Raw genomic sequence first — 25,940 nt, 5'->3', positions numbered from 1 at the left:
TCCGGAAATACCGGAGCATGTTTTTTATGAAATTACATTGTGTGAACTGGTCGTCCTAAAGCAACTTCTGCAGCTTCCATGGTAATCTCGCCCAGTGTAGGGTGAGCATGGATTGTTAATGCAATATCTTCTGCAGTCATGCCGGATTCAATAGCTAAACCAATTTCAGCCACCATATCACTTGCATTTGGACCAGCAATTTGTCCGCCGATGATCAGACCATCTTCTTTACGAGTGATTAATTTCAGAAATCCTTCTGACTTATTCAAGGATAATGCACGTCCATTTGCACCGAACGGGAATTTAGACGCTTTCACATCATATCCAGCGTCTTTAGCTGCTTGTTCGGATAAACCTACAGTTGCCAATTCAGGCTCTGTAAATGCAACTGCTGGAATGGCATTATAATCAATTGCAGCTTTTTCACCGCTGATTGCTTCCGCAGCAATTTTCGCTTCATAAGATGCTTTATGTGCAAGCGCCGGACCAGGAACAATATCACCAATGGCAAAAATACTGTCTACAGAAGTTCTTCCTTGATTATCTACTTTGACCAAACCTTTGTCATCCATTTCAACGCCGATTTGTTCTAAGCCGAGTTCTTCTGTGTTTGGACGGCGGCCTACCGTAACCAGTACGTAGTCTGCTTCAATGACTTCTTCTTCACCATTTGCTTCGTAAGTTACTTTCACGCCGTTTTCTGTTTCTTCTGCGCCTTTGGCCATTGCTTCTGTAACAACTGTAGCGCCTTTTTTATCAAGCTCTTTTTTGACAACTTGTGTCAATTGCTTTTCAAAACCGCCAAGAATGTCTTTTGCGCCTTCCAAGAAAGTGACATCTGTGCCAAAGTTTGCATAAGCTGTACCTAGTTCTGTACCGACATAACCAGAACCAATAACAACTAATTTTTCCGGAACTTCAGACAGGTTCAGTGCACCTGTAGAATCCAATACTCTTTCAGAGAATTTGAAAGAAGGAATTTCAATTGGTGAAGAACCCGTACCAAGAATACAGTTGTTAAACTTGTAAGTTTGAGAATCCTTTTCACCAGCTACTTTTACAGTATGCTCATCAACAAAGTATACTTCCCCTTTAACAATATCAACTTTATTCCCTTTTAACAGTCCTTGTACACCGGAAGTAAGTTTATTTACAACAGAACCTTTCCATTCCTGTACTTTAGAGAAATCAACACTTACATTTTCTGTTGTAATCCCCAGTTCGTCAGAACCTTTGGCATTTTGATATTTATGTCCTGCTTCAATAAGTGCTTTAGAAGGAATACAACCAACGTTTAAACAAACGCCTCCCAATTCAGCTTTGTCAACGATTGTAACCTTCTGCCCCAGCTGTGCTGCACGAATTGCTGCAACATAGCCTCCTGGTCCAGCACCTACGACAAGTGTATCTACTTCTACCGGAAAATCTCCTACTACCATGAATTTACGCCTCCATCATAATTAATTGTGGGTCATTCAATAAACGTTTGATTTGGTTCAATGCATTTTGTGCAGTCGCCCCATCAACGATACGATGATCAAAGCTTAAGGATAATGCAAGAACCGGTGCTACAACAATCTCACCATCACGAACGACAGGTTTTTCAGCAATACGGCCGATTCCAAGAATAGCTGCTTCCGGATAGTTTAATACAGGAGTAAACCATTGACCGCCAGCAGAACCAATATTAGTAATCGTATTGGAAGCCCCTTTCATTTCGTCTGGTTTTAGTTTACCATCTCTCGCTTTTACTGCCAATTCATTGATTTCACTAGAAATTTCAAAGATGGATTTTTTATCTGCATTTTTGACATTCGGAACAAGAAGCCCGCGATCGGTATCTGCAGCAATTCCGATATTATAATAGTGTTTTTCCACAATTTCATCGGTTGCATCATCAATGTAAGAGTTAAGAATCGGATATTTCTTCGATGCAGAAATTAATGCTTTCACAACATACGGCAGATAAGTCAATTTAATATCCTGCTCGGCTGCTACTGCTTTGAATTTCTTACGATGCGCTACTAAGTCCGTTACATCCACTTCATCCAACAAGGTGACATGCGGTGCATTTGATTTAGATTTAACCATGGAATTTGCAATGGCTTTACGCATAGCTGTCATTTTCTCGCGTGTTTCCGGATACTCACCTTGTGGAGCAGCTGCTGCTTGTGTATCTTCAGAAGTTGTTGTTTCTTCTGCAGCCTCAGAAGCAGCTTCTGTTTGATCTCCGCTTAAGAAACTTTCCACATCTTCTTTGGTGATACGGCCGTTTTTCCCAGTGCCTTGTACATCTTTAATATTTACATCATTTTCACGTGCAAATTTACGAACAGAAGGCATTGCAATCACACGGGTATCATCGTCTGATTCAGATGCTTGCTCAGATGTTTGGTCACTGCTTTCCTCTGCTTTTTCTTCTCCTGCGTCAAAAGAAGTATCCTCAGAAGTTGTATCTTCCTCTTCTTCATCATCGTCGTATCCTTCAGCGTCAAATGAAATTAATGTATCACCTACAACAGCAACTTCGCCTTCAGCTACATGAATTTTCGTTACTGTTCCATCTACCTGGGATGGAATTTCCACGACGGATTTATCGTTTTGAATTTCACAAAGTACGTCATCTTCTTTTACTTCGTCACCTTCTTTAACGAACCATTTAACAAGCTCGCCCTCGTGAATTCCCTCACCAATATCTGGTAATTTAAAATTAAATGCCATGAGTTTGACCTCCTAAAAAATTAAAAGTTAATTACTTCGTTCACTTTCTCAATAACGTCTTTATGATCCGGCAACCAGACTTCTTCTGCATCAGAGAATGCATAGATTGTATCCGGTGCAGTAACACGAAGAATAGGAGCTTCTAAATGCAGTATTGCTCTTTCTTGAATTTCAGAAATAACTTGTCCGGCAACTCCTGCTTGACGCTGAGCTTCCTGAACAAATACAACGCGGTTAGTTTTCTTCACCGATTCGATAATGGTTTCATAATCAACCGGAGCAATCGTACGCAAGTCAATAACCTCCGCTGAAATACCGTCTTTTTCTAACTCTTCAGCTGCTTTTAAGGAAGAATGCACCATTGCACCATAAGCAACCAATGTCACATCAGAGCCTTCCTGTTTTACATCTGCTTTTCCGATATCAACAGTGTAATCTTCTTCAGGAACTTCCCCGCGGAAAGAGCGGTATAATTTCATATGCTCTAAGAATAATACCGGGTCATTATCACGAATAGCAGAAATAAGAAGCCCTTTTGCTTCATATGGTGTAGAAGGAATAATCACTTTCATACCTGGCTGCTGTGCAATAAGACCTTCTAACGAATCCGCGTGTAATTCCGGTGTATGAACGCCACCGCCGAACGGAGCGCGAATCGTGATTGGTGCATGATAGTGACCGCCGGAACGGTAACGCAAACGAGCCATTTGACCGTTAATAGAATCCATCGCTTCATAAACAAAGCCGAAAAACTGGATTTCCGGTACCGGACGAAATCCTTCCAGCGCTAAACCAATGGATAAACCGCCGATTCCTGATTCAGCAAGCGGCGTATCAAATACACGATCTTCACCGAATTCATCTTGAAGACCTTCCGTAGCACGGAAAACTCCGCCATTTTGTCCAACATCTTCACCAAATACAAGCACGTTTTCATCATTTTTCAACTCAACGCGCATCGCATCAGTGATTGCTTGAATCATTGTCATTTGTGCCATGATCTATTTCGACTCCTTTGCTTGGTAAATTTCTTTTTGCTCCTGTAAATTAGCTGGAAGCTCTTCATACATATTATCAATTAAATCGGTAACTTTTTGTTTAGGTTGTTGTTCCGCTTGTTTAATTGCTTTTTTAATATCTTCTTTCGCATCTTCAATTACTTGATTCTCTTCTTCTTCCGTCCAGATATTTTTGCTTTCAAGGTATTTACGGAAACGAACAAGCGGGTCTTTTTTCTCCCACTCCTGATCCATTTCATCTGTACGGTAACGCGTTGGATCATCGCCTGACATAGTATGTGGCCCAAAACGATATGTTAAGGTTTCTATTAATGTAGGACCATTTCCGTCTACTGCGTGTTCACGGGCCATTTTTGTAGCAGCATATACTGCTAAAACGTCCATCCCGTCTACTTGAATTCCTTCAATTCCAGCAGCAATTGCTTTTTGTGCTAATGTTTTAGCGTTTGTTTGTTTTTCTACCGGGACAGAGATTGCAAATTGGTTATTCTGCACAACAAAAATAGCAGGAGCTTTAAACGCACCAGCATTATTTATTCCTTCATAGAAATCGCCTTGCGAAGTACCGCCGTCCCCAGTATAAGTAATTGCTACGTTTTTCTTATCGCGTTTTTTCAAACCTAGCGCTACTCCGGCTGTTTGAACATACTGTGCCCCAATAATAATCTGCGGGCTTGTTGCTCTTAATTCATCCGGATACTGGTTTCCATGAAAATGACCTTTAGAGAACAAGAAGGCTTGATATAACGGAAGCCCTTGCCAGATCAATTGCGGAACATCACGGTATCCCGGTAAAATATAATCTTCCTTTTCCAGCGCAAACTGACTTCCTAATTGAGAAGCTTCCTGACCTGCAGTCGGTGCGTAAAAACCTAGACGCCCTTGACGGTTAAGTGCAATAGAACGCTGGTCAAGTATACGTGTATACACCATACGACGCATTAATTCTTTTAATTCATCATCCGACAAATCCGGGAGATCATCTTTATTTACTACTTTTCCGCTTTCATCTAAAACCTGGAACATTTCGAATTGGTTTTCAACATTTTCAAGTACCTGTTTCAAAATGATTCACCTCTTCCTTTCATATATCAAAATTAAGTATTCTTTAACTATTCTACCCTTAAACAATAAAAATTACATATGAAAACCTTTACCCTAAAGCAGTATTTTCTAATCTGTATTATTTTATTGTTACTGTTCTAAAAGGACATCCAATAGAAAGTAATACAATTTTATCTTCTATCATATTAGCTCATTTTATCAGTATGGTCAATCAGTTTGTTTCTAAAGCCTACTATACACTCCGCCGGCTTCTTCCCTTTTGTTCGCTGTTACAAAAACTGTATTACTATATTTAAAAACTGTATCATTTTTGTATGTGATACAGTTTTAAATATAGTTGTTATTTTAGCCTTTACTCAACTTTCGCACCTTAAAAAGTAGTTTCATTTCTAGAAAAACAGGAGTTGATCGTTCCTTTGTTAACTCCCTTGACAAGAATAGAAGGTAAGGTGTAAGGCTACCGCTGCGGCGGACCGTTTTGACTCCTGAAAGGAAAGCGGAAAGCGTCGTTTAAAAACGTAACAACTGCGCCCCCGATCTTTGGGGGTGGTTCGACCTTGGTCGAACTTCCATCACTTATGAGATAAAGGAATCACCGTGAGTTTACGAACGGATGATGACTTTCACCCGCGGGGCACGACGGACACGACGTCCTAATATCGACGTTGGTCACAGGACGTGACCGTTCTTAGTCGATGAAAGTGCGACTTTAGCTCTGTCTGCGCCTATTGGCTTGCCAATCGCTAAGTCTTCTTTATCGAGGAGGCTGAGGACAAGCCCCGGAAAGTGTAGTGTTTTTCCGGAGCGGTCATATTAACCTGACAACATTGAGACCTGCGTTTACTCGGTCTATTAAAACCGTTGCTGCGCTTACACGCCCCATCAAAACCGTTGTACATCGGAAAGCGGAGGGCTTGGCCGGAGCGGGAGCTATACACCCTATCCCGTTCAAAAATAAAAAGATGATTGAACGAAAAGCAAGCATGATAATAGAAATCATGTTCATCCTGGTACAGCAAGAGTTATATGCTTATTCCTAGGTGCGAAAGTTGAGGCCTTTAGAATAAAAAAAGTTCCGTTACACCTATTGGATTGGTGTTACGGAACTTTTCCCGGAATTATTCAGCAGCTTCTGAGTCTGATTCATCATTATAACTTACATTTAAATCAGAGTCTTCATAGAAGGTACGTTTTGCTTCATTATAGTCTGCTGTCAATTGGTTAAAGGATTCATTCAGGGCAATAATACTTTCGTAATTTTCATTTAATGCTTCTAAATGATTTGTTACTTCATCTTGTTCAATCTCTTCCAATTGCAGCATTTCATATAGTTCTTTTTCCTGGTCCACAGAAGCTTGATAAGTATCATTTAAATCAAAATATGTTGTGTACCGTTCTCCCATGATATCATACATGTTTTCAGCTTCCTGCTGTACATTGTCATCTTCCAAATCGGAAATAATGGACTCTATTTCACCGAATTCTTCTTGCGAGGACTCGATGCTCTCTCTTTCTTCAACTAATTTTTCCTGTTTTTGTTCAACGACTGAGATAGCTTCATCGGATAATTGTTGAATTTCCTCAAATTGTTCCATATCCAATTCGACAATTTGAGAATAAATGTCCTGTTCTTGCTGTTCCAGTTCTTGGATTTCCTGTTGATGTGTTTCATAATCTTCTTCTAACTCAATCGCTTCTTCCAAATGATCATGTATTTGTTCTTCAGAAGATTTGCTGCTGCACGCGGCAATTATAAATAAAGAAAAAATAATGATTGCTGCTAAGTAACCCTTTTTTAACACAAAATAACCTCCAATATATGATGCATTTCTTTTTTTAAATTATATACGCTCTAAATTGTAACACACTATATATATACCGGAAAAGAAAATTATAACTATTTGCCTGTATCTCGTTTCCCTTTTTTCTCCGAGGCAAACAAAAACTTTTACAATTCCTTTTTTGATTCTATATTATGTAAATAGCATATCACGCTTTACATTATGTGTTATGATAAGCAACAGACTTATTTAACACAAAGGGACATGGTATTCAAAAGGAATGATTACACAGGAATCCCCGAGAAAATTTGCTATATAAAATTGAATTAATACATCTGTCTTTTGCGCTAAAAATGAAGGTATTTACTTTAGGTTTAAGCACTGCATCCAGCGAAGGAAAAACACGGAGACCCCTATGGGAAAGCGCAGTGTTTTCCGTAGCGAGCACCAGAAGGTAAAATATTAATTTCAAGTTATATATTTGATATAATTATTACAAAGGAGTCAAAAATATGATAACAATGAAAGACATTGTCAGAGAAGGCTACCCCTCTTTAACAAAAAAAGCATCTGAAGTAGAAGTTCCATTGTCTGCTGATGATAAACAATTATTAGAGGATATGCTTCAGTTTTTAAAAAACAGTCAAGATGAGGAAATAGCCGAAAAATATGATTTAAGAGCTGGTGTAGGTTTGGCTGCACCTCAGCTTGGTATTGAAAAACAACTGATTGCTTTGCACTTTGAAGACAGCAGAGGAAGACAATATAGCATGGGGTTAGCGAATCCTAAAATTATCAGTCATTCTGTAGAGCAGGCATACTTGCAAAGCGGAGAAGGCTGTTTATCCGTTGACCGTGCTGTCGAAGGTTACGTCCCAAGACATGCCCGCGTGACAATTACTGCTACAGATATCAATGATAATCCTGTAAAACTCCGTTTAAAAAATTATCCTGCTGTGGTATTCCAGCATGAAATTGATCATTTACATGGTATTATGTTTTTTGATCGGATTAACCGGGACAATCCATTTGCTATTCCGGATAATTCCATCGAAATCAGTTAACGTTACAACTTCCGGAAATTTCTTTTTAATACTGTATAAATTTGCTTATTTGGACGATGATAGAAATAGTTTACCTGAAGCGGGAAAAAGAATATTTTTTTATTATTTATCGTTTTTTATTTAATTCTTTTCCATTTCGTACTATACTATAGATAAGAGGATTGGACGGTAGAGGGTTAAATTTGCTTTTCTATATTATCGGAAGGAGAAGTGAGTCCTTATGCTGAAACGTCTTAAAGAGAAACTCAAAAAACGTTTAAAGGATTTACTAGGCAAAGAGGGGCGCGTACCAACTACTAATAAAAATTAACCGCCAAATACTATTTTTCAAAAAGAAAAGCCATTTTTCAGGTGAGCCGACGGAAACTTACCTTTTCATTTATAACGGAATAAATGATATCTATAAATAACCCTGACTATAAAGATATAGTTTTCAATTTTAAAGGAGAGATGAAATGATTTTTAAAGTATTATATCAGGCATCAAGTGAAGAAGTGCCTGTAAGAGAACGGACAGAAAGCCTCTATGTAGAAGCTTCGTCCATTAGAGAAGCAAGATCAAAAATAAGTGACCGCAACATTAACATTGAGTACATTCAAGTATTAGATGAGGCACATCTCGAATACGAAAAAAGTACCGGTAACTTCGAAGTGGAGAACATATAACGATGAAGTTTGTTAAAAATGATCAAACTGCTGTATTTGCCCTTGGCGGACTTGGGGAAATCGGCAAAAATACGTATGCAGTTCAATTCCAGGACGAAATTATCCTTATTGATGCGGGAATTAAATTCCCGGAGGATGACCTTCTTGGTATTGATTATGTCATACCGGATTACACCTATCTTGTCCAAAACCAAGATAAAATCAAAGGTCTTTTTGTTACACATGGTCACGAAGACCACATCGGTGGAATCCCATTTTTATTAAAACAAATTAATGTGCCAATTTATGCTGGAAAACTAGCAATCGGTTTAATCCGTAATAAACTGGAAGAACACGGCTTATTACGCAGTACCAAGCTAATTTCCATTCAAGAAGAAGATGTTATTAAATTCCGTAAAACTTCCGTAAGCTTTTTCCGTACCACACACAGTATTCCAGATTCTTTTGGTGTTGTCGTAAAAACACCTCCTGGTAATATTGTCCATACCGGTGACTTCAAATTTGATTTCACCCCGGTTGGCGAACCTGCAAACCTTGCAAAAATGGCTCAAATTGGCGAAGAAGGAGTATTATGTCTCCTATCCGATAGTACGAATAGTGAAGTTCCCGGGTTTACCATGTCAGAAAGCGTCGTTGGCGAAAGTATCCAAGATATATTCAGCCGTGTTGACGGCAGACTGATATTTGCTACATTCGCGTCTAATATATATCGTCTGCAGCAAGTTGTTGAAGCAGCCGTAAAGCATAATCGTAAAGTTGCTATATTTGGAAGAAGTATGGAATCTGCTATAAACATCGGGCTGGAGTTAGGCTATATACAAGCTCCTAAAGATACGTTTGTAGACGCCAACCAAATTAATCGTCTTCCGGCAAATGAAGTGACGATCCTCTGCACTGGTTCACAAGGTGAATCAATGGCCGCACTTTCTCGAATTGCTAACGGAACACACCGTCAAATTCAACTGATTCCTGGAGATACGGTTGTATTTTCATCATCACCGATTCCTGGAAATGCAGTCAGTGTAAGTAAAACCATTAACAAACTTTACCGTGCAGGAGCAGATGTTATTCATGGTAAACTGAGCAACATTCATACTTCTGGTCACGGCAGTCAAGAAGAACAGAAACTTATGCTGCGTTTAATCCAGCCAAAATTCTTTATGCCGATTCATGGTGAATATCGTATGTTGAAAGAACATGTGAAGTTAGCGGAATCATGCGGTGTACAAGAAGATTACTCTTATGTGATGGATAACGGGGATGTGCTGGCTTTAGGAAAAGACCAGGCTGCAATCGCAGGTAAAATCCCATCCGGTTCTATCTATGTAGATGGAAGCGGCATTGGCGACATTGGAAATATTGTTCTCAGAGACCGCAGAATTCTTTCTGAAGAAGGCTTAGTGATTGTTGTCGTAAGCATCAATATGAAAGAATTTAAAATTGAATCAGGTCCAGATATTATTTCCCGCGGTTTTGTGTATATGCGTGAATCTGAAGACCTTATCAAAGATGCGCAAAAACTGGTGGCGAATCATTTAGAAAAAGTGATGGCGCGCCGCACAACACAATGGTCAGAAATTAAAAATGAAATTACCGATACGATTGCTCCATTCTTGTATGAGAAGACGAAACGCCGTCCAATGGTATTACCGATAATTATGGAAATATAAGCAAAGAGCTCCATTCTCCTGTCTTGTGGAGAATGGAGCTCTTCTTCCATCAATCTAAAATTGCTGTCAGTACAGAAAGAGGTACAACGATGAAGGATAAATATTATGATAAGCTGCTGCATATACATACCATGGAGGATAAGAAAACCATTTATCCAGAATACCAGCAGTATAATCCATATGAACCTACTCCGTATAATGCGCTGGAAAAATTAACGCAACATTATCTGTTTGATAAACAGGACAGCGTGATTGATTTTGGATGCGGAAAAGGACGTTTGCCATTCTACCTGCATTATTTTCAGCAAGTATCTGTAACCGGCATTGAAATGAATACACAATTTTTCAATCAGACACAGCAAAATTTACAATCTTATCAGCAATTAATCCACTCCGAAAATAACCAAGCTGCTATTCAATTTATTTGCAGCTTAGCAGAAGAATATAAAATCAGCGCGGCAGATAACCGGTTTTACTTTTTCAACCCCTTTTCGGTAAATATTTTCAAGCGTATTATCTCGAATATCTTAGCATCTGTTGAGGAGTATCCGAGAGAAGTCGATATTATTTTGTATTATCCTGATCAAACATATATTCATTTTCTTGAAAACAGCAGTCCTTTTGCGTTACTCAATGAAATTAAATTAAAAGCATATTGGCTGAATCCAGATGAACGGATGGTTATTTATCGTTTGGATAACGCAGGATACTAAATGCAAATCACAAAAACCTTTCCATTTCTTAAACAGTCGTGGAAAGGTCTTTTTATTTAAGTACGTGTTCAAAAAGTCCGATAAATAGCACCAAGTCGGCTAAGTTCGCGACATCCTGGGGCCTTATCGAAAAAATCTCGTCAACGCAGAAATTCGCCGTGTCATTTTTATTGGACTTTTTGAATATCCTCTTTAATCAAATATCAAAGCTTTTTCAAACCGGTTAATATCATGGTCCGCGCCGATGACGACAAGCACATCTCCTTCATACAAAGGTTCGTCTGCATCTGGAGAAACATCAATTTCTGTGCCTCTTTTTATCCCCACAATGTTACATCCAAACCTCGCACGAATATCCAGTGCAATCAAACTTTTTCCAATCATTTTTTTACCGGCAATCACTTCCACAATGCTATACTCATTTGAAAGCTCCAGATATTCTAAGATATTATTGGATATAAAATTATGTGCCAACCGTTTCCCCATATCCCGTTCTGGATGAACAACATGATGGACACCGATTCGGTTCAATATTTTATCATGATAATCATTCTGTGCTTTTACCGTAATTCGTCTTATTTCTAAATCCGTTAATATAACTGCAGCGAGAATGCTTGCCTGAATATTTTCCCCGATAGCAACAATGACATGATCGAAATTGGTAATGCCAATTTCTTTCAGGGCATCCTCATCGGTTGCATCCAATACAACCGAATGATAAGCAATATTTTTATATTCATTCACTTTCGCCGCGTCAGAGTCAATTGCCAGTACATGCATTCCCTTTTCACTCAGTTCCTTACAAATACTGCCGCCAAATCTGCCAAGGCCAATGACTGCAAAATCTTTTTTCATCAGAAAAGACCTCCATTCTTTCACTTCTATATTTCTACATATTAACATAAAACGAAACTTCATTCAGTGGGAGAAAAGAAAGAAGAGGACAATCTGCCCCCTTCTTTCTAATCACTACATCGCATCCAGCATAGTAAATTGTGATTTCACAAGCTCGTAATACTTTCCACGCTGCTGCATTAATTCCGGATGATTGCCATATTCTAAAACCTCTCCCTGCTCCAGAACATAGATACAATCTGCTTCTCGAATTGTTGACAGCCGGTGCGCAATAATAATCGAAGTTCTTCCTTTTAATAAACGTTTTAGTGCTTTTTGAATCTTTACCTCCGATTCTGTATCAATACTTGCTGTTGCTTCATCCAGGATAATAATGCTCGGATTAGCCAGAAGAGCCCTGGCAAAAGAAAGTAACTGTCTTTCTCCGGCAGAAAGTATATTTCCTCGTTCTTCTACTTCTGTCTCATAACCATCCGCCAGCCTGCCGATAAAACTATCCGCTCCGACGACTGTTGCTGCTTCTTTCACTTCTTCATCACTAGCATCAGGCCTGCCGAAACGAATATTTTCCATAATGGTTCCTGAAAAGATAAATGTATCTTGTAGGACGACGCTGATTCGCTGCCTTAAGCTGTCTAATGTGACATCTCGAAGGTCGTGCCCATCCACCCGGACAACTCCGGATGTAGGATCGTAAAAGCGGCTGATTAAGTTGGCAATGGTAGATTTTCCGCTCCCGGTATGGCCGACTAGCGCAATCGTCTTCCCTGCCTCCATTTGCAAAGAAATTTTCTTTAAAGCCATGCGCTCTGCATTATAAGCAAATTCTACTTCATCAAATGTAATCTCACCGTCCATCTTTTCAAATGCATAAGCATCTTCTTTTTCCGTCACATTAGGCTGTTCATCCAGAAATTCAAAAATGCGTTCAGATGAAGCCATTGCCATCAGCAGCTGATTGTACATTTGCCCCAGTCTGGAAATCGGCTCCCAGAACATACCTAAGAAGAAAGCAAAAGAAATAAACGTTCCCAATGCAATGGTTCCATTCAAAATCAAGTACGAACCAAATGCAATTAATATAATCGTTCCTGCAGCATCGCAAATATCTACCAGCGGTCTGAAAAAGGCACTTTTCTTTGCTGCATCACGCGACCTGTTAAAGAAACCTTTGTTTACCCCATCAAAAAAAGCTGCATTTTCTTTTTCCTGGGAGAAGGATTGCGTAATACGTATCCCTTGAAGACCTTCATTCAAATGTGAATTCATTCTGGATTGCTGCAAACGGACCAATTGCCAGGAACGCCTGATTTTTCTTCTCAAAGCTGTGGATATGATAAACATTAACGGGATGACGATAACGACTGCAATTGCAAGAGGCGGACTCATTACGAACAGAATAATAATAATGCCGGTTAACATTAAAATATCCATTAACAAATTTATAATTCCATTGGTAAACAATTCTTGCAGGGAATTAATGTCATTTAAAATCCGGACAAGAATGGAGCCTGCTGAACGATTATCGAAAAACCGGTGGGACAGCCTCTGTACATGAGAAAACAACTTTTGTCGTAAATCATAAATAACATTCTGCCCCAAAATATTCACCCATTTAATCCGAAAGCGGTTGGAAATAAAGCTGATGATATAAAGTATCGCAATCCCTATAACAAGATAAACAAGAAGATTTCCATTGTTCTGTGCAATCGCAATATCCACGGCTACCTTACCAATCAGAATTGGAATAGCCAGCCGCACAGCTGTTGCAATCGCCATCGCTATAATCGCTCCGGGTAAATACGTTTTGGAGTATGGTTTTAAAAATTGAAGTAACCGCCACATCTGTTTCCAGTTAAAAGGCTTTTCAATGGTCTGATCGGTTGAATAGTGAAACCGTTCCAGATAGTTGTTCTGTTTTTCAGATTCTGTTGCTTTCGCCAATTATTCCACCCCCTTTTAATGAACCGCACTCAGAATTTCTTCACGGTCTTGGTATTGGATATTATAAATACGTTCATAAGGCCCCTTATTTTTTAATAAGTAATCATGCGTTCCACGTTCAACAATTTCCCCATCTTCCAAAACTAAAATTTCGTCCGCATGTTTTAATGATGAAATACGATGGGCAATAATAAAGGATGTTCGATTTTTCATCACTTCCCGCAGCGCTTTTTGAATCTTATGCTCGGTTTGCATATCGACAGCAGATGTCGCATCGTCTAAAACAAGAATAGCCGGGTCAATACATATGGCTCTTGCTATCGCTATCCGCTGTTTCTGTCCCCCGGATAATCCCATTCCCCTTTCTCCTAAAAGCGTGTCGTAAGCGTCCGGAAGCTCCATTATAAAATCATGGGCCTGAGCCATTTTTGCGGCTGCTACAATATCTTCCTCACGAACTCCGGGCGTACCGTAAGAAATATTTTCTTTAATCGTTGTTGAAAACAAGAATGGTTCCTGCAGCACAAAACCAATCTGACTTCGGAGGCTTTTCAATTTATAGTCCGAAACAGGACGCGCATCAATGAGAACCTCTCCTTCTTCCGGTTCATAAAAACGGGTCATCAGCTGGGTTATACTTGTTTTCCCAGAACCGGTCGCCCCGATTAGACCGATTGTTTTTCCCGGCGGAGCATCCAAACAGATATGTTTTAATGCTTCATCATCTTCCGCTGTATACGTTAGCGTCACGTCTTTAAATGTAACATGACCTTGCATTTCTGTATCTATAGCATCTGCTTTTTCTGCAATATCTTCATGCGCTTCCAGAATTTCTAACAAGCGCTCTCCGGATGCTTTTGCCTGTGAAAATTGATTGATAATAAATCCTAAGTTCATGAGCGGTCCCATAATGAACCAGACCAGACTGAAAAAGGCCATTAACTCTCCGGTTGTCATGGAACCATTAATGACAAAAAAGCCACCGAATGCTAACAAAATAACCGCACTGACATTGCCGATAAACTCCATCACCGGAAAATATTTTGCCCATAATCCGGAAGTGAATAAATACTTTTTACGATAATTATCATTGCTTTCTGAAAACCTGCCAATTTCAAAATCTTCTCTTGATAGGGATTTAACGGTGTTCATTCCGCTTATATTCTCCTGAACTCTGGTATTCAAACGTCCAAAAGAACGTCGGATGCTTCGAAAAGCCGGGTGAACCTTTTTATCAAATTGATAGACAACGAACGCCAGAAATGGCATCGCAGCCATGGTTATAAGTGCGAGAGGAATGGAATAATACAGCATTACTGAAATACTTATCAACATTAAAGAAATAACCCGTATCAATTCTGCGCAACCGACAGACAAAAAGAACCGGAATCCTTCCACGTCTGCAGTAAGCCGGGACATAAGGTCCCCTGTTTTTGCATTATCATAGTACTTGAATGCGAGCGATTGCAACTTATCGTATAATGCTTCCCGTAATTTGTATACGGACGTCATTCCGAATAAATCCCCCAGATACTGAAAGAAAAAAGTTGATATGCCTTTCACTATCATCAATCCTAAAAAGGCACCGCAGATATAAGGGATCAGCCCATATCTCTGTTCAGCAACGACATCATCAATGGTAATTTGAAGAATAATCGGATACACCACGGTAATCACCGTTACAATAAGCATGCTGAAAACGGACCAGATAAAGTACTTCTTATACGGCCAATAGAAGCGCTTTAACTTCTTAAAAATATTCAACATGTATTCCTCCCTTCCCTTTTCATAATAACTAATATAACGGTTTCCGAAATAAATTTCTACACTTTTGCAAAATTTATTTGAAAATTTTCAAAAACATATAGAAGATAAATGGTTTGTACCTTGTCACCTCATATAAAAACTCTGTTCCGGGAAGAACAGAGTTTATTAATAACCTAACTTTCACACTTTAAAAAGTCACCTCCTTTCCATAAGGAGAAGGTGAAGTGTAAGGCGATCGCTACGGCGGACCGTTTTGCTTTCCGACGTACAATGGTTTTGATGGGGCGAGTAACCGCAGTCCCAGGACGTACTAGTGCAGACGTCGGAAAGCGGAGGGCTTGGCCGGAGCGGAAGGGAAGCTACACACCATACTCTGTTCAAAAAATAGAAGCATGATTGAAATCAAATCAAGCATGATAATAGAGCTTATGTTCACCTGGAACAGCAAGGTTTATATGCTTATTCTTAGGTACGAAAGTTGCGTTAATAATATATCAAAAAGCCAAAAACATAGTTCAAATCACAATTCGCTTAAACGAGCAAATATCATCTTGCATGCATTAAACGTTTCAATCGCTGTTCGATTAAACGGGCAGAAGATTTTCCGATTTGTTTAAATCGCAATCTTTCCTGCTTATCAAACAGATAAAGCGCCGGTACATAACGAAATTCAAACAGAGTTGTCAGTTCATCTGTCTTATCATCTAAACAAACCGCATTAAAATGGAATTGATTCAACTTATTTTTTATATCGGTTAAACATATCTGCTCCTTATCCAGGTAGGTATGAATTAATACAGGAGTGATGAATCTTGACTTTATTTCTGGAATACTTTCTATGTTTTTTAGTAATTGGACACAGGATGAACAGTTTACGGACCAAAAGATAATAAGCTTGGGCCTGTCATTTGATAATACGGATGACAGACTGCTTCCCGGTAACGGGCTGGCTCGCGTTAAATCGGGAAGTATATCATACATCTGCATGACGTCACTCCTTCTTAATACTCTTTAACTGATATATGACCAAAATGGAGAATCTATGCACCCGATTTTCATTGCTAAATGATACATAGGAAAATATAACTCACCAATGATAAAAAGACTTTCTCCAAAATGGAAAAAGTCTTTTTATCTACTATTACGCTATTTACAGCTAATCAAATGAACGGATAAATGTTTCTACCGCATCTGCACCGACGGAAAGAGCAGCTTCATCCGGGTTCAGCTTTGCATGATGCAACCCGTACGGGGAGTTCACGCCGAGCCAGAACATAAATCCGGGAATCTCTTTCAACATATCTCCAAAATCTTCGCCAGTCATTGCCGCAGCGGCTTGAACATATGTAACATCCGTATGTTCCAAGGAATTTTTAAATTGCTCTACATACATTTCCTCATTGACTACCTGATAATAATTCGCTCCATAATCTACATTTATCTCGCAGTCATAAGCTATCTCGAAACCTTTTAACAACTTCTCCAGTTCTTCCTTCACTAACACAATAGAGGAAGCTTCTGTTGTACGAATCGTTCCCTCCAGACGTGCTGTTTCTGCTATGGCATTCTGGACAAACCCGCTCTCCATTTTTCCAATCGTCAGCACAGATCCGTCTAACGGATTTAATCTTCTGGAAACAATTTGCTGCGCCTGCACAACAAAATTACTTGCTGCTACCGTCATATCTTTTGCCAGATGCGGATAGGCAGCATGTCCGCCCAGGCCTTTAAAATCAAGAAACAACTCGCTCGTGTTTGCAAACAAGAGACCAGGTTTGGAAGATACTTCACCAACCGGCAATTCCGGAGCAATATGCAAAGCAAAAATAGTATCCGGTTTCCATGTTCGGAATTCTTCGGATGCAATCATTGGTTTTGCACCGCCCGGACCTTCCTCTGCCGGCTGAAAAATAAACAGTACATCATCTTTTAACGGTTCTGCAATCAGCCTGCTGAGTGCCGCCAAAGCTATCGTCATATGAAAATCATGTCCACAAGCATGCATTCTCCCAGCATGTGTGGAAGCAAAGTCAAAGTCTGTATCTTCTAAAATCGGAAGACCGTCGATATCTGAGCGGAAACCTATCCGCTTAGATGGATCCGTTCCAGCAATATGTACCAATATGCCGGTACGCCATGTTTTCACTTCAACACGATCTGTCACCATTTCTTGTATCTTTGCCAGAAGATAGCTTTGCGTTTTCTGCTCCTCAAAACCTAATTCCGGAATTTGATGTAATTCTCTGCGGACTGTTTGCAAATCAAATGCTGTCATAACGTTTCATCTGCCTTAATTATCTAATTTACGAAGTTCTTGTTTAATTTCTGTTTTTGTTTTTGTCTGCTCGTCAATTTCTTTTAACACTTTCGCAGGTGCTCCGCCAACTAAGGTATTTGGCTCAACATCTTTTGTGACGATAGATCCTGCTGCAACAATGGATCCTTTTCCAATAGTGATGCCTTCCAAGACAACTACATTCGCACCAATCACAACATCATCTTCCACTATAACCGGTTTTGCAGAAGGCGGTTCAATGACACCCGCTAACACCGTGCCTGCACCAACGTGGCAATTCTTTCCTACTGTTGCCCGGCCGCCAAGAACAGCATTCATATCAATCATTGTACCTTCACCAATCGCAGCTCCAATATTAATGGAAGCTCCCATCATCACAACAACACCGTCACCAATTTCTACCTGGTCACGAATAATAGCGCCCGGCTCGATGCGTGCATTGACATTTTTTAAATCCAGTGTAGGGATTGCAGAATTGCGGCGGTCATTCTCAACCACATGGTCTTCAATAACAGCTTCATTCTCTTTCAGGAACTGCTCTACTGCTTTCCATTCTCCAAATAAAGTACCGCTTTTTGCATCAACAAAAGCTTTTATCCCGTCTTGCTCCGGAAGTTTGTCCAAATCTCCTTTCACATAGACTTTTACAGGGGTACTTTTCTTACTATCAGAAATAAACTGAATAATTTCATTTGCATCCATCGTAAACAATTCCTCCAATATTTTTATAATCTCTTCCTTACTTTAGCAGACCAAATCATCATCAGCAACTAATATCATCAGAAAACGAGGTGTTCAGTCAGCCTCTGCAATATGTCTCGTATATGTAAAATAGAAAGGCCTCCACAGAGTAAAAGACCTTTACTCTCAGAGACCTCATTGTTATTTTTTATATGCATTTATATAAATATCTTTTTTTACTTGCTTCAATATAGCTCTTCTTGTTAAGATACCATCAAAATAGCCATCCGCATCGACTAAACACACAAAAGGATGATTAATGGATGCATTCAGGCCGTCTAATAAACTGTTCTCTCTTGTCAGGGTCGGCACATCATCAGCCATAACGTCCATCACCCGTAATTCGGATAAACGTTCCATTTCAAAACTTTCTACCCCCAGTACTTCATTAAGGATAACCGTTTTGCCGATAATCCCGGCAAATTTATAGGCTGCATCAAGTACAGGTACTGCAGTATAACCGGATTTCATTAATACCAGCAATGCGTGCTCTAAAGGATTGTTTAGTTGAACATGCGCCACCTTCTCAGCAGGTATGAGGACTTCACTAATCTTAATATCTATCAATTGCTTATCTTGCGTTGTGCTCATCTTACTTCCCCCTCTCCTCATGAAAAACTACTATTATTACCTAATGATGCCTTCTCATTTCTTCCTTTCCTTTACGCCCATCAATTATACACACTTTTCATTTTAACACACTTTTCCGATTATCTCACTGTTATTGCCTGCACAGATTCCTCAAATGAAACGAATATAGCCTTTTATGCATACCTGCCACAAAAAGATTAAAAACGATGCTATTTGCAAAATGAAAAAAAAGCGCGATTCATGCTATAATCTTTGTATTGGAATATCAGAAAGGAAACTATTTAATGAATCGCAGAACCTTTTTAAAAAGATCCTTAGGAAGTTTATTGACACTGCTCGGCTTAAGCGGAGGAAGTTATTTTTACGCTCGTGAGATAGAGCCTGCTTTACTGACAATTACCGAAGAAACGATTACAGACCCGCAAATTCCCGACACTTTTAATCAGTTTAAAATTGTCCAATTTTCCGATACACATTTAGGTTTTCACTATACGTTAGAACAGCTGGAGTCACTTGTTTCACAAATCAATGGCTTGGAGCCTGATTTAATTTTGTTTACAGGGGACTTGGTTGACGAACCAAATAACTATGATTGGAACAACAAACTCATTCAGTTGCTTCAAACACTGGATGCTCCACAAGGGAAATTCTGGATATATGGAAACCATGACCACGGAGGTTATGGGACCGATATTTTATATGATACTTTTAACGCTGCAGATTTTACCCTGTTGCAGAATAGCGCTACCCGAATTCAGAAAGACGGAGCATCCTTTATACTGGCAGGGCTGGATGATGCGATGCTTGGAAACCCGGATATTGGCAGATCCATAGAAGAACGGGCTGATTCTGATTTCACCATCCTTTTGGCTCATGAGCCCGACCTTGCAGATGCTGTAAAAGAGTATCCGGTTGATATTCAAATATCAGGACACAGCCACGGCGGACAAGTACGGCTGCCGTTTATCGGGCATTTGTATACTCCGGCATATGCAGAAAAGTACGTACAAGGAAAATATACGATTTCAGACAGGCTGACACTTTATGTGAACAGCGGAATTGGTACAACCAGACTGCCTTACCGATTTTTATGCAGACCAGAATTGCATACCTTCACCTTACATTCCTCATAGGTTGAAAGGGATGTTCAAATAAAACGCTTTAAAGTGTCATAATTCCTTCATATGAGATGCTTTCTCGCGGCATTTCCCAATGCTATAATGAATATAAGTATCGTGGGAAAGGATTTCGTTATATGAGAAATTATTTAATACTTATCGGTTTATTTTTGCTATTGGCAGGATGCGGACAGGGTCATGCTATTGAAACAACGATGTCAGAAGAAGTCCCCGAATTTGAATACACGACACAAGACGAAGAACAACTCAGCTTGGATGATCTGAAAGGAGAATGGTGGGTCGCTGACTTCATGTTTACAAATTGTAAAACTGTTTGTATGCCGATGACAAATAATATGTCTCATTTGCAATCGATGATGGACGAAGAAGGAATTGATGCACACCTGGTATCTTTCAGTGTCGATCCAGATTTTGATACACCTGAGGTATTAAAAGATTATGCTTCTAATTATGATGCAGATTTTGATAATTGGTCTTTTGTCACCGGTTATGACTTTGAAACCATTCGTGAATTTTCCATCAAACATTTTAAAAATCTTGTTCAAGCCCCTGCAGATGGAGATGATCAAGTGCTGCACGGAACATCCTTCTTTTTAGTCAGCCCGGAAGGAGAAGTTGTCAAAAATTATGATGGTGTGGAAATTGACAATATGGACGACATTCTTGCTGACTTAAAAAAGGTCAACTAAGCAACACCTTTATGAAGAACAAGATACAGCTCTTTATCTCTGCCTTTAAAAGACCTCAGCCTTAAAACTGAGGTCTTTTTCTAAACAACATTTAATCTTCTCAAAATAAGTGCATTTGTTCGCATTTCTTCTGATAAAGTATTGAAATTCCATAAAGTTTAAGGTAGAGTAATAATTAATAGCAATCCTTTTTAAAAGGGAGGGACAAAAGATGAAACAGGACGTTGAAGTTCAAAAACTCGCACAGGCTTTATTTGTCATCAATAAACATGCAAAAACAGCCCCCGAACCAAAGCAGTTATACCAGTTAAAAAAACAAGCCATTGAAAAGTTATTACAAGAAAAAAAAGCCATAAAAAAAGGATTGCATTTTTCTGACCATCCTAAACTCAGTAATCAGCATTCAACGGTGCTTGTTGAGGTTGGAGAATTCTGTTTCCACATCCCCCCTGCCAAAGAAGATTTAAAACAATTGGAGCATTTAGGTGCATTAAATCAAAGCTACCGCAACCCGCCTGTAAAAATGTCGTTATCGCAGGCGAAACGGCTCATCTGCAAATACATCAACTGGAAACAGGAAAAGACAAGTTCCAAACCTGTACGGAAACAGCATTCAAGCTACTATGTACCATCTTCACTGGGAAAAATGGATTGGCCTCCAGCACGCTCAAAAAGAAGATAAAATAACGTGTGATATTATTTTCTTTTTAATAAAAACTGATGCAGCAAGGGAAATACCGCTAAACTAACCCCCAAAAATACAAGACTCTGCATGGCGGTTTTTACAAAAGCCCAGACTTCCTTTTCCTGAATCATACCTGACATAACGGTTACACATATGATGACAATGCTTGCACCAATGTAAGCAAGAAAGCGCAGCATTTGATTTTTTATGGCCCATTTGTATATTTTTTTCATTACCAAGTAAACGGCCAGACTGCATAAAAGCATCATACCAACATAAATATATGTGCTGTTAATTCCGATATTTCCAATGGCCACGATTCCTGCTGCCAACATATTCTCACCTTTTTTCTTCTCTTCAATCTGCTGTTATTTCAGTTTTGACCCTTTACGTTTATTTTATACCGGAGTAACCTTGTATTATGCGGTAAGAAAAAACCGCTTTTGCAGGAATGTATCCTACTCAGCGGTTAATTCTTCATTCTTTTTATGATTCAAGAAAAAAGCTTCTTGTTTCTTTTCTAACTTCTCTTCAATTTGTGATATACTTTTTTCATCGTTTAATAATTCTTGTCTGTTCATATCGACAAGTTGTTCAAAATTAAGAGATCTTGGTCGCATGTTGTATTCTCCTTTCGTTTCGTCTCTAATTTTATTATACCCATTTTTGTTCATATTAATCCAAATTATTTGAACATTTATTGAAAATTTTAAGTGAAGGTGATTTTGTTGAAGCATTTATTAAATAATAACGTAGAAAATATTGAAATATCCGGCATCCGTAAGTTTTTTAATCTCGTTTCCGATGAACAAGATGTTGTCTCATTAACCATCGGACAACCTGATTTCCACACCCCGGATCAAGTGAAAGAAGCTGGTATCCAGGCGATTGAAAATAATTTAACAACCTATACGCCGAATCAGGGAATTTTTGATTTACGGAAAGCGATCCATCAATATTATAAGACCAATTATGAGCTGGTTTACCAGTCGGAATCAGAAATTATTGTTACTTCCGGCGCTTCAGAAGCCATTGATATTACTTTCCGGACTATACTTACACCAGGGGATGAGGTTATATTACCAAGTCCGATTTATCCAGGGTATGAACCGCTTATCACTTTAGCCGGAGCTAAACCAATTCATGTGGATACGACAGATACAGGATTTAAATTCACACCGGAATCGCTGGCGAATGCAATTTCGGCAAAAACAAAATGTGTTGTACTCCCTTCTCCTTCTAACCCGACAGGCGCAGCATATTCCAAACAGGAATTACAAGCACTGGCAGAAGTACTGCACGGAAAAGAGATTTTTATTTTATCGGATGAGATTTATAGTGAAATAATATTCGATTTTACACATACTTCTATTGCTTCTGTTTCTGATTTAAAAAATCAAACCATTGTTATTAACGGTGTGTCCAAATCTCATTCCATGACAGGTTTCCGCATCGGCTACACGCTCGCGCCGGAATGGTTATCCAAACAAATGCTGAAGGTTCATCAATACAATGTATCCTGTGCCGCATCCATCAGTCAATACGCTGCATTAGAAGCGTTAACGGATTATGAGGAACATACAGCACATATAAAACAGGTGTTTAAAAAACGCAGAGATTATGTTTATGAGCGTCTGGTAAATATGGGATTAGAAGTAGAACGGCCGCAAGGGGCTTTTTATATTTTTCCAAAGCTGCAATTGAATGATAAAAATTCTTTTGATCTTGGTCTGTCTCTGGTCCATGATGCCAAGGTCGCCCTCGTTCCGGGCAGCAGCTTCCCACAGCATGGAGAGGGTTATATGCGTTTAAGCTATGCTTATCATGAAGACGTTTTAAAAGAAGGGTTAGATCGGTTAGAAGCATACTTAAACGAATCGGCTCCTGACAGAAAAAACTGACGGTATGATGCCCTGTATTGCCGGGGCTTTCTAACCAGTATATTTGCGCCTGCTTATCTAAACATGCTACGATTAAATAAGAATTTGTACTTTTGGAGATGAGTTTGTGGATAACAATCATAAAAAAGAATGGATAGGCTGGTTAAAGATTATTATTATTACCATCATGCTTGCCTTTTTTCTCAGGACGTTTATTTTTGCGACTTCCATTGTCGAGGGTGAAAGCATGTACCCTACCCTTCAAGACGGCGAACGGGTGATTTTTAATAAAGTGGTATATACCATTGACGAACCGCACAGAGGTGATGTCGCTATTATCCAGCAATCTCCCAAAAATTATGTAAAGCGCATTATCGGCATGCCCGGGGAAACAATAGAAATTAAAAACAGTCAGTTGTATATTGACGGCAAGGCCTATCAACAGCATTTTTTAAGTGATGAAGTCATTGCACAAACCAGCAATTTTGGCCCTTTGGAAATTCCAGAAGATAATTATTTTGTCATGGGAGATAATCGGCTGATCAGTAAAGATAGCCGCAACGGCCTGGGACTTATTCCACGAAATGATATTATCGGCAAATCTGAATTCATTATTTACCCTCTCAACGAATTTGGCTGGATAGATTAAAAGCAGAAAACTGCATTCTTTTTTCCTTTAGAAATAAGAAACAGCTTTCTGCTTTTTTCATGACAGATAAATTGTTCTTTAACCTTCTTTATCCATCAAACAATAACCAATATTCAATACAAGAATACCAAAACATACAACACCGAAAAGCATTTCCATTCTGAAGCACTCCCTTCACTTATGTACAGAATAATATGATTTCACTTCCATAATTTCATCTTATCAATAACTTCACATAAAATAAAGTAAAAAAAGAATGAATCATGATTTACTTCCATATCATTTTCTTGTGTTCATCACCTGCTCCCTTGTTTCTAAAAAGTTTTTCATGGACAGCGATTACGATCTATCTGACACCGGCTTCTCTACCAGCGGATTAAAAAAATCAGGGCGAATGTCTATACACATTTTATCTATCTGCATACAGTAATACTGTAAGTTCAGGAGGTGAAGAGCATGGGCTATGGATACGGCGGCGGCTACGGTTACGGTGGCGGCTATGGTGGCAGCTACGGAAACGGCTTTGCGTTGATTGTTGTTCTTTTCATTTTACTAATCATCGTAGGAGCTGCATTTTACTGCTAATCAAAAAATGGCTTGTGCTGAAGGCACAGGCCATTTTATTTTTTTAAGTTTTCCTTAACCGATAATCATTCTTTCTTTTGGATAATTAAACTTTGCAGGTTCCTTTTTACGCCTGAAAATCAATAAAAACGTAAGAATGCCAACACGTCCAATAAACATTAAAATCATCAATATTATTTTACTGGCAGCAGATAACCCCTCTGTAATACCTAAAGACAAGCCCACCGTACCAAAAGCAGATGTGACTTCAAAAATAATGGACTCCAAAGACACCGGCTCCAGAATCGTAAGTAAAATAACCGAAGAAAATACAATGATAATCGCAAAAATGGTCACCGTTACCGCTTTATTTAAATCCACTTCGTACACTTCACGATGAAATATTTTAACGCTTCTTCCTCCGCGGATAAACGTAAATAGAAAAATCAGTACCAGCGCAAAGGTCGTTGTCCGAATACCTCCCCCTGCACTGCTTGGTGATGCACCAATAAACATTAGTGCAGACATGAATAAATGATTGGTATTCGATAATACATTCAGATCCATCGTTGCCAAACCGCCGCTCCTTGTGGTGACAGATTGAAATAAAGTATAAAAAAGGGACTCATGCCAAGGAATATTTTTAAACAGACCATTAAAATCGAATAAATAAATTCCGACTGCACCGACAACAATCAAGCTAAAAAAGGTTGTTGTGGTCAACTTTGTAAATAAACTAAAATGAAATCTTTGTTCCTGTTTTCTGCGACGAAAGACATATTCCTTGATCTCGATAATAACCGGATATCCAATGGCACCAATGATAATAAGAATCATCGTAATCGCTTGGACAAAGTAATCAGACTGAAAAGGGATCAGGGACTGACCGGTAATATCGAAACCTCCATTTGTCACAGCACTGATAACAGCAAAAAAACCTTGTAAAAAAGCTTCACTATATGAAGTATAATATGTCGTAAAATAAAACCCTAAAATAACGAAAAATAGAGCTTCCACAATCAGGAGCAGATAAGCAATATTTTTAATTAATTTCACCATACCATCAAAGTGGGTTTGATTCTGATCGGTCATAATCATATTTCTTTCTTTAAAACCAATTCGTCTTCCCAGCATGACCCAAAGCATCGTACCAATCGTCATAATCCCGACAGCTCCAATTTGCATCATCAGGGCTAAAAAGATAATCCCTGTTGTGCTTAAAGAACCCGCAATAGAAATCGTACTCAATCCTGTAACACTGATTGCACTGACCGCTGTAAATACAATATCAATAAAGGGAATATCGATTCCCGGCTGTTGCGAAACAGGCAGCGATAACAAAATAGTCGACAACGCAATTGCTGCGATATAATACAATAACAACAGTTGGAAAGAATTCCACTGGTGAATACTTTTATATTTATTATACATTTTCCTCATTG

Annotated in this window: 24 protein-coding genes and 1 pseudogene; 10 read left to right on the top strand and 15 right to left on the bottom strand. The window is 39.0% G+C overall.

Going from position 1 to position 25,940, the window contains the following annotated elements; translation table 11 throughout:
• Positions 1 to 32: 32 nt before the first annotated feature.
• The 5 genes from lpdA to ACFQ19_RS08680 form a co-directional block, all read right to left on the bottom strand.
• Complete coding sequence (lpdA, locus tag ACFQ19_RS08700) at positions 33 to 1,439, bottom strand: dihydrolipoyl dehydrogenase (protein WP_379591683.1); 1,407 nt, start codon at positions 1,437 to 1,439, stop codon at positions 33 to 35.
• Between the two features lie 4 nt (positions 1,440 to 1,443).
• Positions 1,444 to 2,721 (bottom strand): dihydrolipoamide acetyltransferase family protein, encoded by a 1,278-nt coding sequence (locus ACFQ19_RS08695; RefSeq protein WP_379591682.1) that lies wholly within the window; start codon positions 2,719 to 2,721, stop codon positions 1,444 to 1,446.
• Between the two features lie 20 nt (positions 2,722 to 2,741).
• The gene (locus tag ACFQ19_RS08690) at positions 2,742 to 3,719 is read right to left on the bottom strand and encodes an alpha-ketoacid dehydrogenase subunit beta (RefSeq protein WP_379591681.1); all 978 of its coding nucleotides are present in this window, start codon (positions 3,717 to 3,719) and stop codon (positions 2,742 to 2,744) included.
• A 3-nt stretch (positions 3,720 to 3,722) separates the two neighbouring features.
• The gene (gene pdhA, locus ACFQ19_RS08685) at positions 3,723 to 4,805 is read right to left on the bottom strand and encodes a pyruvate dehydrogenase (acetyl-transferring) E1 component subunit alpha (protein WP_379591680.1); all 1,083 of its coding nucleotides are present in this window, start codon (positions 4,803 to 4,805) and stop codon (positions 3,723 to 3,725) included.
• Between the two features lie 1,118 nt (positions 4,806 to 5,923).
• The gene (locus ACFQ19_RS08680) at positions 5,924 to 6,607 is read right to left on the bottom strand and encodes a YkyA family protein (protein ID WP_379591679.1); all 684 of its coding nucleotides are present in this window, start codon (positions 6,605 to 6,607) and stop codon (positions 5,924 to 5,926) included.
• Between the two features lie 491 nt (positions 6,608 to 7,098).
• Between ACFQ19_RS08680 and def the strand changes: the two genes are divergently transcribed.
• From def to ACFQ19_RS08660, 4 genes are all read left to right on the top strand, one after another.
• Positions 7,099 to 7,650: a peptide deformylase gene (def, locus tag ACFQ19_RS08675; RefSeq protein WP_379591678.1), complete on the top strand. Its 552-nt coding sequence runs from the start codon at positions 7,099 to 7,101 to the stop codon at positions 7,648 to 7,650.
• 455 nt (positions 7,651 to 8,105) lie between these two features.
• A complete protein-coding gene (locus ACFQ19_RS08670; RefSeq protein WP_379591677.1) occupies positions 8,106 to 8,315 on the top strand; it encodes a DNA-dependent RNA polymerase subunit epsilon in 210 nt (69 codons plus the stop codon).
• 2 nt (positions 8,316 to 8,317) lie between these two features.
• Positions 8,318 to 9,985, top strand: a complete 1,668-nt coding sequence (gene rnjA, locus ACFQ19_RS08665; protein WP_379591676.1) for a ribonuclease J1 — start codon at positions 8,318 to 8,320, stop codon at positions 9,983 to 9,985.
• Between the two features lie 89 nt (positions 9,986 to 10,074).
• Complete coding sequence (locus ACFQ19_RS08660) at positions 10,075 to 10,698, top strand: methyltransferase (protein WP_379591675.1); 624 nt, start codon at positions 10,075 to 10,077, stop codon at positions 10,696 to 10,698.
• 192 nt (positions 10,699 to 10,890) lie between these two features.
• Here the strand turns inward: ACFQ19_RS08660 and ACFQ19_RS08655 are convergent, their stop codons facing one another.
• From ACFQ19_RS08655 to cbpB, 7 genes are all read right to left on the bottom strand, one after another.
• A complete protein-coding gene (locus ACFQ19_RS08655; RefSeq protein WP_379591674.1) occupies positions 10,891 to 11,553 on the bottom strand; it encodes a potassium channel family protein in 663 nt (220 codons plus the stop codon).
• Between the two features lie 114 nt (positions 11,554 to 11,667).
• Complete coding sequence (locus tag ACFQ19_RS08650) at positions 11,668 to 13,398, bottom strand: ABC transporter ATP-binding protein (protein ID WP_379591712.1); 1,731 nt, start codon at positions 13,396 to 13,398, stop codon at positions 11,668 to 11,670.
• 114 nt (positions 13,399 to 13,512) lie between these two features.
• The gene (locus ACFQ19_RS08645) at positions 13,513 to 15,261 is read right to left on the bottom strand and encodes an ABC transporter ATP-binding protein (RefSeq protein WP_379591711.1); all 1,749 of its coding nucleotides are present in this window, start codon (positions 15,259 to 15,261) and stop codon (positions 13,513 to 13,515) included.
• A gap of 549 nt (positions 15,262 to 15,810) precedes the next feature.
• Complete coding sequence (locus ACFQ19_RS08640) at positions 15,811 to 16,251, bottom strand: TlpA family protein disulfide reductase (RefSeq protein ID WP_379591673.1); 441 nt, start codon at positions 16,249 to 16,251, stop codon at positions 15,811 to 15,813.
• A 169-nt stretch (positions 16,252 to 16,420) separates the two neighbouring features.
• Positions 16,421 to 17,539 (bottom strand): N-acetyldiaminopimelate deacetylase, encoded by a 1,119-nt coding sequence (locus ACFQ19_RS08635; RefSeq protein WP_379591672.1) that lies wholly within the window; start codon positions 17,537 to 17,539, stop codon positions 16,421 to 16,423.
• Positions 17,540 to 17,554: 15 nt separating this feature from the next.
• Positions 17,555 to 18,271, bottom strand: coding sequence for a 2,3,4,5-tetrahydropyridine-2,6-dicarboxylate N-acetyltransferase (dapD, locus tag ACFQ19_RS08630; protein WP_379591710.1), 717 nt, complete (start codon positions 18,269 to 18,271; stop codon positions 17,555 to 17,557).
• Positions 18,272 to 18,442: 171 nt separating this feature from the next.
• The gene (cbpB, locus tag ACFQ19_RS08625) at positions 18,443 to 18,892 is read right to left on the bottom strand and encodes a cyclic-di-AMP-binding protein CbpB (RefSeq protein WP_379591671.1); all 450 of its coding nucleotides are present in this window, start codon (positions 18,890 to 18,892) and stop codon (positions 18,443 to 18,445) included.
• Between the two features lie 284 nt (positions 18,893 to 19,176).
• Here cbpB and ACFQ19_RS08620 point away from each other — a divergent pair, with 284 nt between their 5' ends.
• The 3 genes from ACFQ19_RS08620 to ACFQ19_RS08610 all read left to right on the top strand — a co-directional run bounded on the left by ACFQ19_RS08620 (position 19,177) and on the right by ACFQ19_RS08610 (position 21,402).
• On the top strand, positions 19,177 to 20,025 hold the full coding sequence (locus tag ACFQ19_RS08620) for a metallophosphoesterase (protein ID WP_379591670.1): 849 nt from the start codon (positions 19,177 to 19,179) through the stop codon (positions 20,023 to 20,025).
• A 122-nt stretch (positions 20,026 to 20,147) separates the two neighbouring features.
• Positions 20,148 to 20,720 (top strand): SCO family protein, encoded by a 573-nt coding sequence (locus ACFQ19_RS08615; RefSeq protein ID WP_379591669.1) that lies wholly within the window; start codon positions 20,148 to 20,150, stop codon positions 20,718 to 20,720.
• A 211-nt stretch (positions 20,721 to 20,931) separates the two neighbouring features.
• Entirely contained in the window at positions 20,932 to 21,402 is a 471-nt protein-coding gene (locus ACFQ19_RS08610; protein ID WP_379591668.1) for a YkyB family protein, read from the top strand.
• A 14-nt stretch (positions 21,403 to 21,416) separates the two neighbouring features.
• On the opposite strand, the gene ACFQ19_RS08605 is transcribed toward ACFQ19_RS08610, so the two are convergent.
• Both ACFQ19_RS08605 and ACFQ19_RS08600 read right to left on the bottom strand, forming a co-directional pair.
• Complete coding sequence (locus tag ACFQ19_RS08605) at positions 21,417 to 21,737, bottom strand: hypothetical protein (RefSeq protein ID WP_379591667.1); 321 nt, start codon at positions 21,735 to 21,737, stop codon at positions 21,417 to 21,419.
• A 126-nt stretch (positions 21,738 to 21,863) separates the two neighbouring features.
• Positions 21,864 to 22,025: an FbpB family small basic protein gene (locus ACFQ19_RS08600; protein WP_080874901.1), complete on the bottom strand. Its 162-nt coding sequence runs from the start codon at positions 22,023 to 22,025 to the stop codon at positions 21,864 to 21,866.
• Positions 22,026 to 22,133: 108 nt separating this feature from the next.
• Between ACFQ19_RS08600 and ACFQ19_RS08595 the strand changes: the two genes are divergently transcribed.
• The 3 genes and pseudogenes from ACFQ19_RS08595 to ACFQ19_RS08585 all read left to right on the top strand — a co-directional run.
• Positions 22,134 to 23,306: an aminotransferase A gene (locus ACFQ19_RS08595; protein ID WP_379591666.1), complete on the top strand. Its 1,173-nt coding sequence runs from the start codon at positions 22,134 to 22,136 to the stop codon at positions 23,304 to 23,306.
• Positions 23,307 to 23,412: 106 nt separating this feature from the next.
• Entirely contained in the window at positions 23,413 to 23,934 is a 522-nt protein-coding gene (gene lepB, locus ACFQ19_RS08590) for a signal peptidase I (protein ID WP_379591665.1), read from the top strand.
• A gap of 504 nt (positions 23,935 to 24,438) precedes the next feature.
• A pseudogene (locus tag ACFQ19_RS08585) lies at positions 24,439 to 24,519 on the top strand (YjcZ family sporulation protein); the annotation flags it as partial.
• 54 nt (positions 24,520 to 24,573) lie between these two features.
• On the opposite strand, the gene ACFQ19_RS08580 reads toward ACFQ19_RS08585, so the two are convergent.
• Positions 24,574 to 25,929 (bottom strand): TrkH family potassium uptake protein, encoded by a 1,356-nt coding sequence (locus tag ACFQ19_RS08580; RefSeq protein ID WP_379591709.1) that lies wholly within the window; start codon positions 25,927 to 25,929, stop codon positions 24,574 to 24,576.
• Positions 25,930 to 25,940: the final 11 nt, after the last annotated feature.

Origin of the sequence: Oceanobacillus locisalsi, from assembly GCF_042675985.1 — a bacterium.
GTDB classification, from domain to species: Bacteria; Bacillota; Bacilli; order Bacillales; family Amphibacillaceae; genus Oceanobacillus; species Oceanobacillus locisalsi.
Note: the sequence above shows the minus strand (reverse complement) of the source record. Positions and strands in the feature narration are given on the sequence as shown.

What these genes read in the sequence shown, in the direction of transcription:
- ACFQ19_RS08655 (WP_379591674.1), bottom strand. Translation starts at nt 11,553, where the DNA reads ATGAAAAAAGATTTTGCAGTCATTGGCCTTGGCAGATTTGGCGGCAGT.
- ACFQ19_RS08670 (WP_379591677.1), top strand. Translation starts at nt 8,106, where the DNA reads ATGATTTTTAAAGTATTATATCAGGCATCAAGTGAAGAAGTGCCTGTA.
- ACFQ19_RS08690 (WP_379591681.1), bottom strand. Translation starts at nt 3,719, where the DNA reads ATGGCACAAATGACAATGATTCAAGCAATCACTGATGCGATGCGCGTT.
- ACFQ19_RS08620 (WP_379591670.1), top strand. Translation starts at nt 19,177, where the DNA reads ATGAATCGCAGAACCTTTTTAAAAAGATCCTTAGGAAGTTTATTGACA.
- ACFQ19_RS08580 (WP_379591709.1), bottom strand. Translation starts at nt 25,929, where the DNA reads ATGTATAATAAATATAAAAGTATTCACCAGTGGAATTCTTTCCAACTG.
- ACFQ19_RS08615 (WP_379591669.1), top strand. Translation starts at nt 20,148, where the DNA reads ATGAGAAATTATTTAATACTTATCGGTTTATTTTTGCTATTGGCAGGA.
- cbpB (WP_379591671.1), bottom strand. Translation starts at nt 18,892, where the DNA reads ATGAGCACAACGCAAGATAAGCAATTGATAGATATTAAGATTAGTGAA.
- def (WP_379591678.1), top strand. Translation starts at nt 7,099, where the DNA reads ATGATAACAATGAAAGACATTGTCAGAGAAGGCTACCCCTCTTTAACA.
- ACFQ19_RS08695 (WP_379591682.1), bottom strand. Translation starts at nt 2,721, where the DNA reads ATGGCATTTAATTTTAAATTACCAGATATTGGTGAGGGAATTCACGAG.
- ACFQ19_RS08635 (WP_379591672.1), bottom strand. Translation starts at nt 17,539, where the DNA reads ATGACAGCATTTGATTTGCAAACAGTCCGCAGAGAATTACATCAAATT.
- ACFQ19_RS08600 (WP_080874901.1), bottom strand. Translation starts at nt 22,025, where the DNA reads ATGCGACCAAGATCTCTTAATTTTGAACAACTTGTCGATATGAACAGA.
- ACFQ19_RS08610 (WP_379591668.1), top strand. Translation starts at nt 20,932, where the DNA reads ATGAAACAGGACGTTGAAGTTCAAAAACTCGCACAGGCTTTATTTGTC.
- lpdA (WP_379591683.1), bottom strand. Translation starts at nt 1,439, where the DNA reads ATGGTAGTAGGAGATTTTCCGGTAGAAGTAGATACACTTGTCGTAGGT.
- ACFQ19_RS08650 (WP_379591712.1), bottom strand. Translation starts at nt 13,398, where the DNA reads ATGTGGCGGTTACTTCAATTTTTAAAACCATACTCCAAAACGTATTTA.
- rnjA (WP_379591676.1), top strand. Translation starts at nt 8,318, where the DNA reads ATGAAGTTTGTTAAAAATGATCAAACTGCTGTATTTGCCCTTGGCGGA.
- ACFQ19_RS08640 (WP_379591673.1), bottom strand. Translation starts at nt 16,251, where the DNA reads ATGCAGATGTATGATATACTTCCCGATTTAACGCGAGCCAGCCCGTTA.
- ACFQ19_RS08660 (WP_379591675.1), top strand. Translation starts at nt 10,075, where the DNA reads ATGAAGGATAAATATTATGATAAGCTGCTGCATATACATACCATGGAG.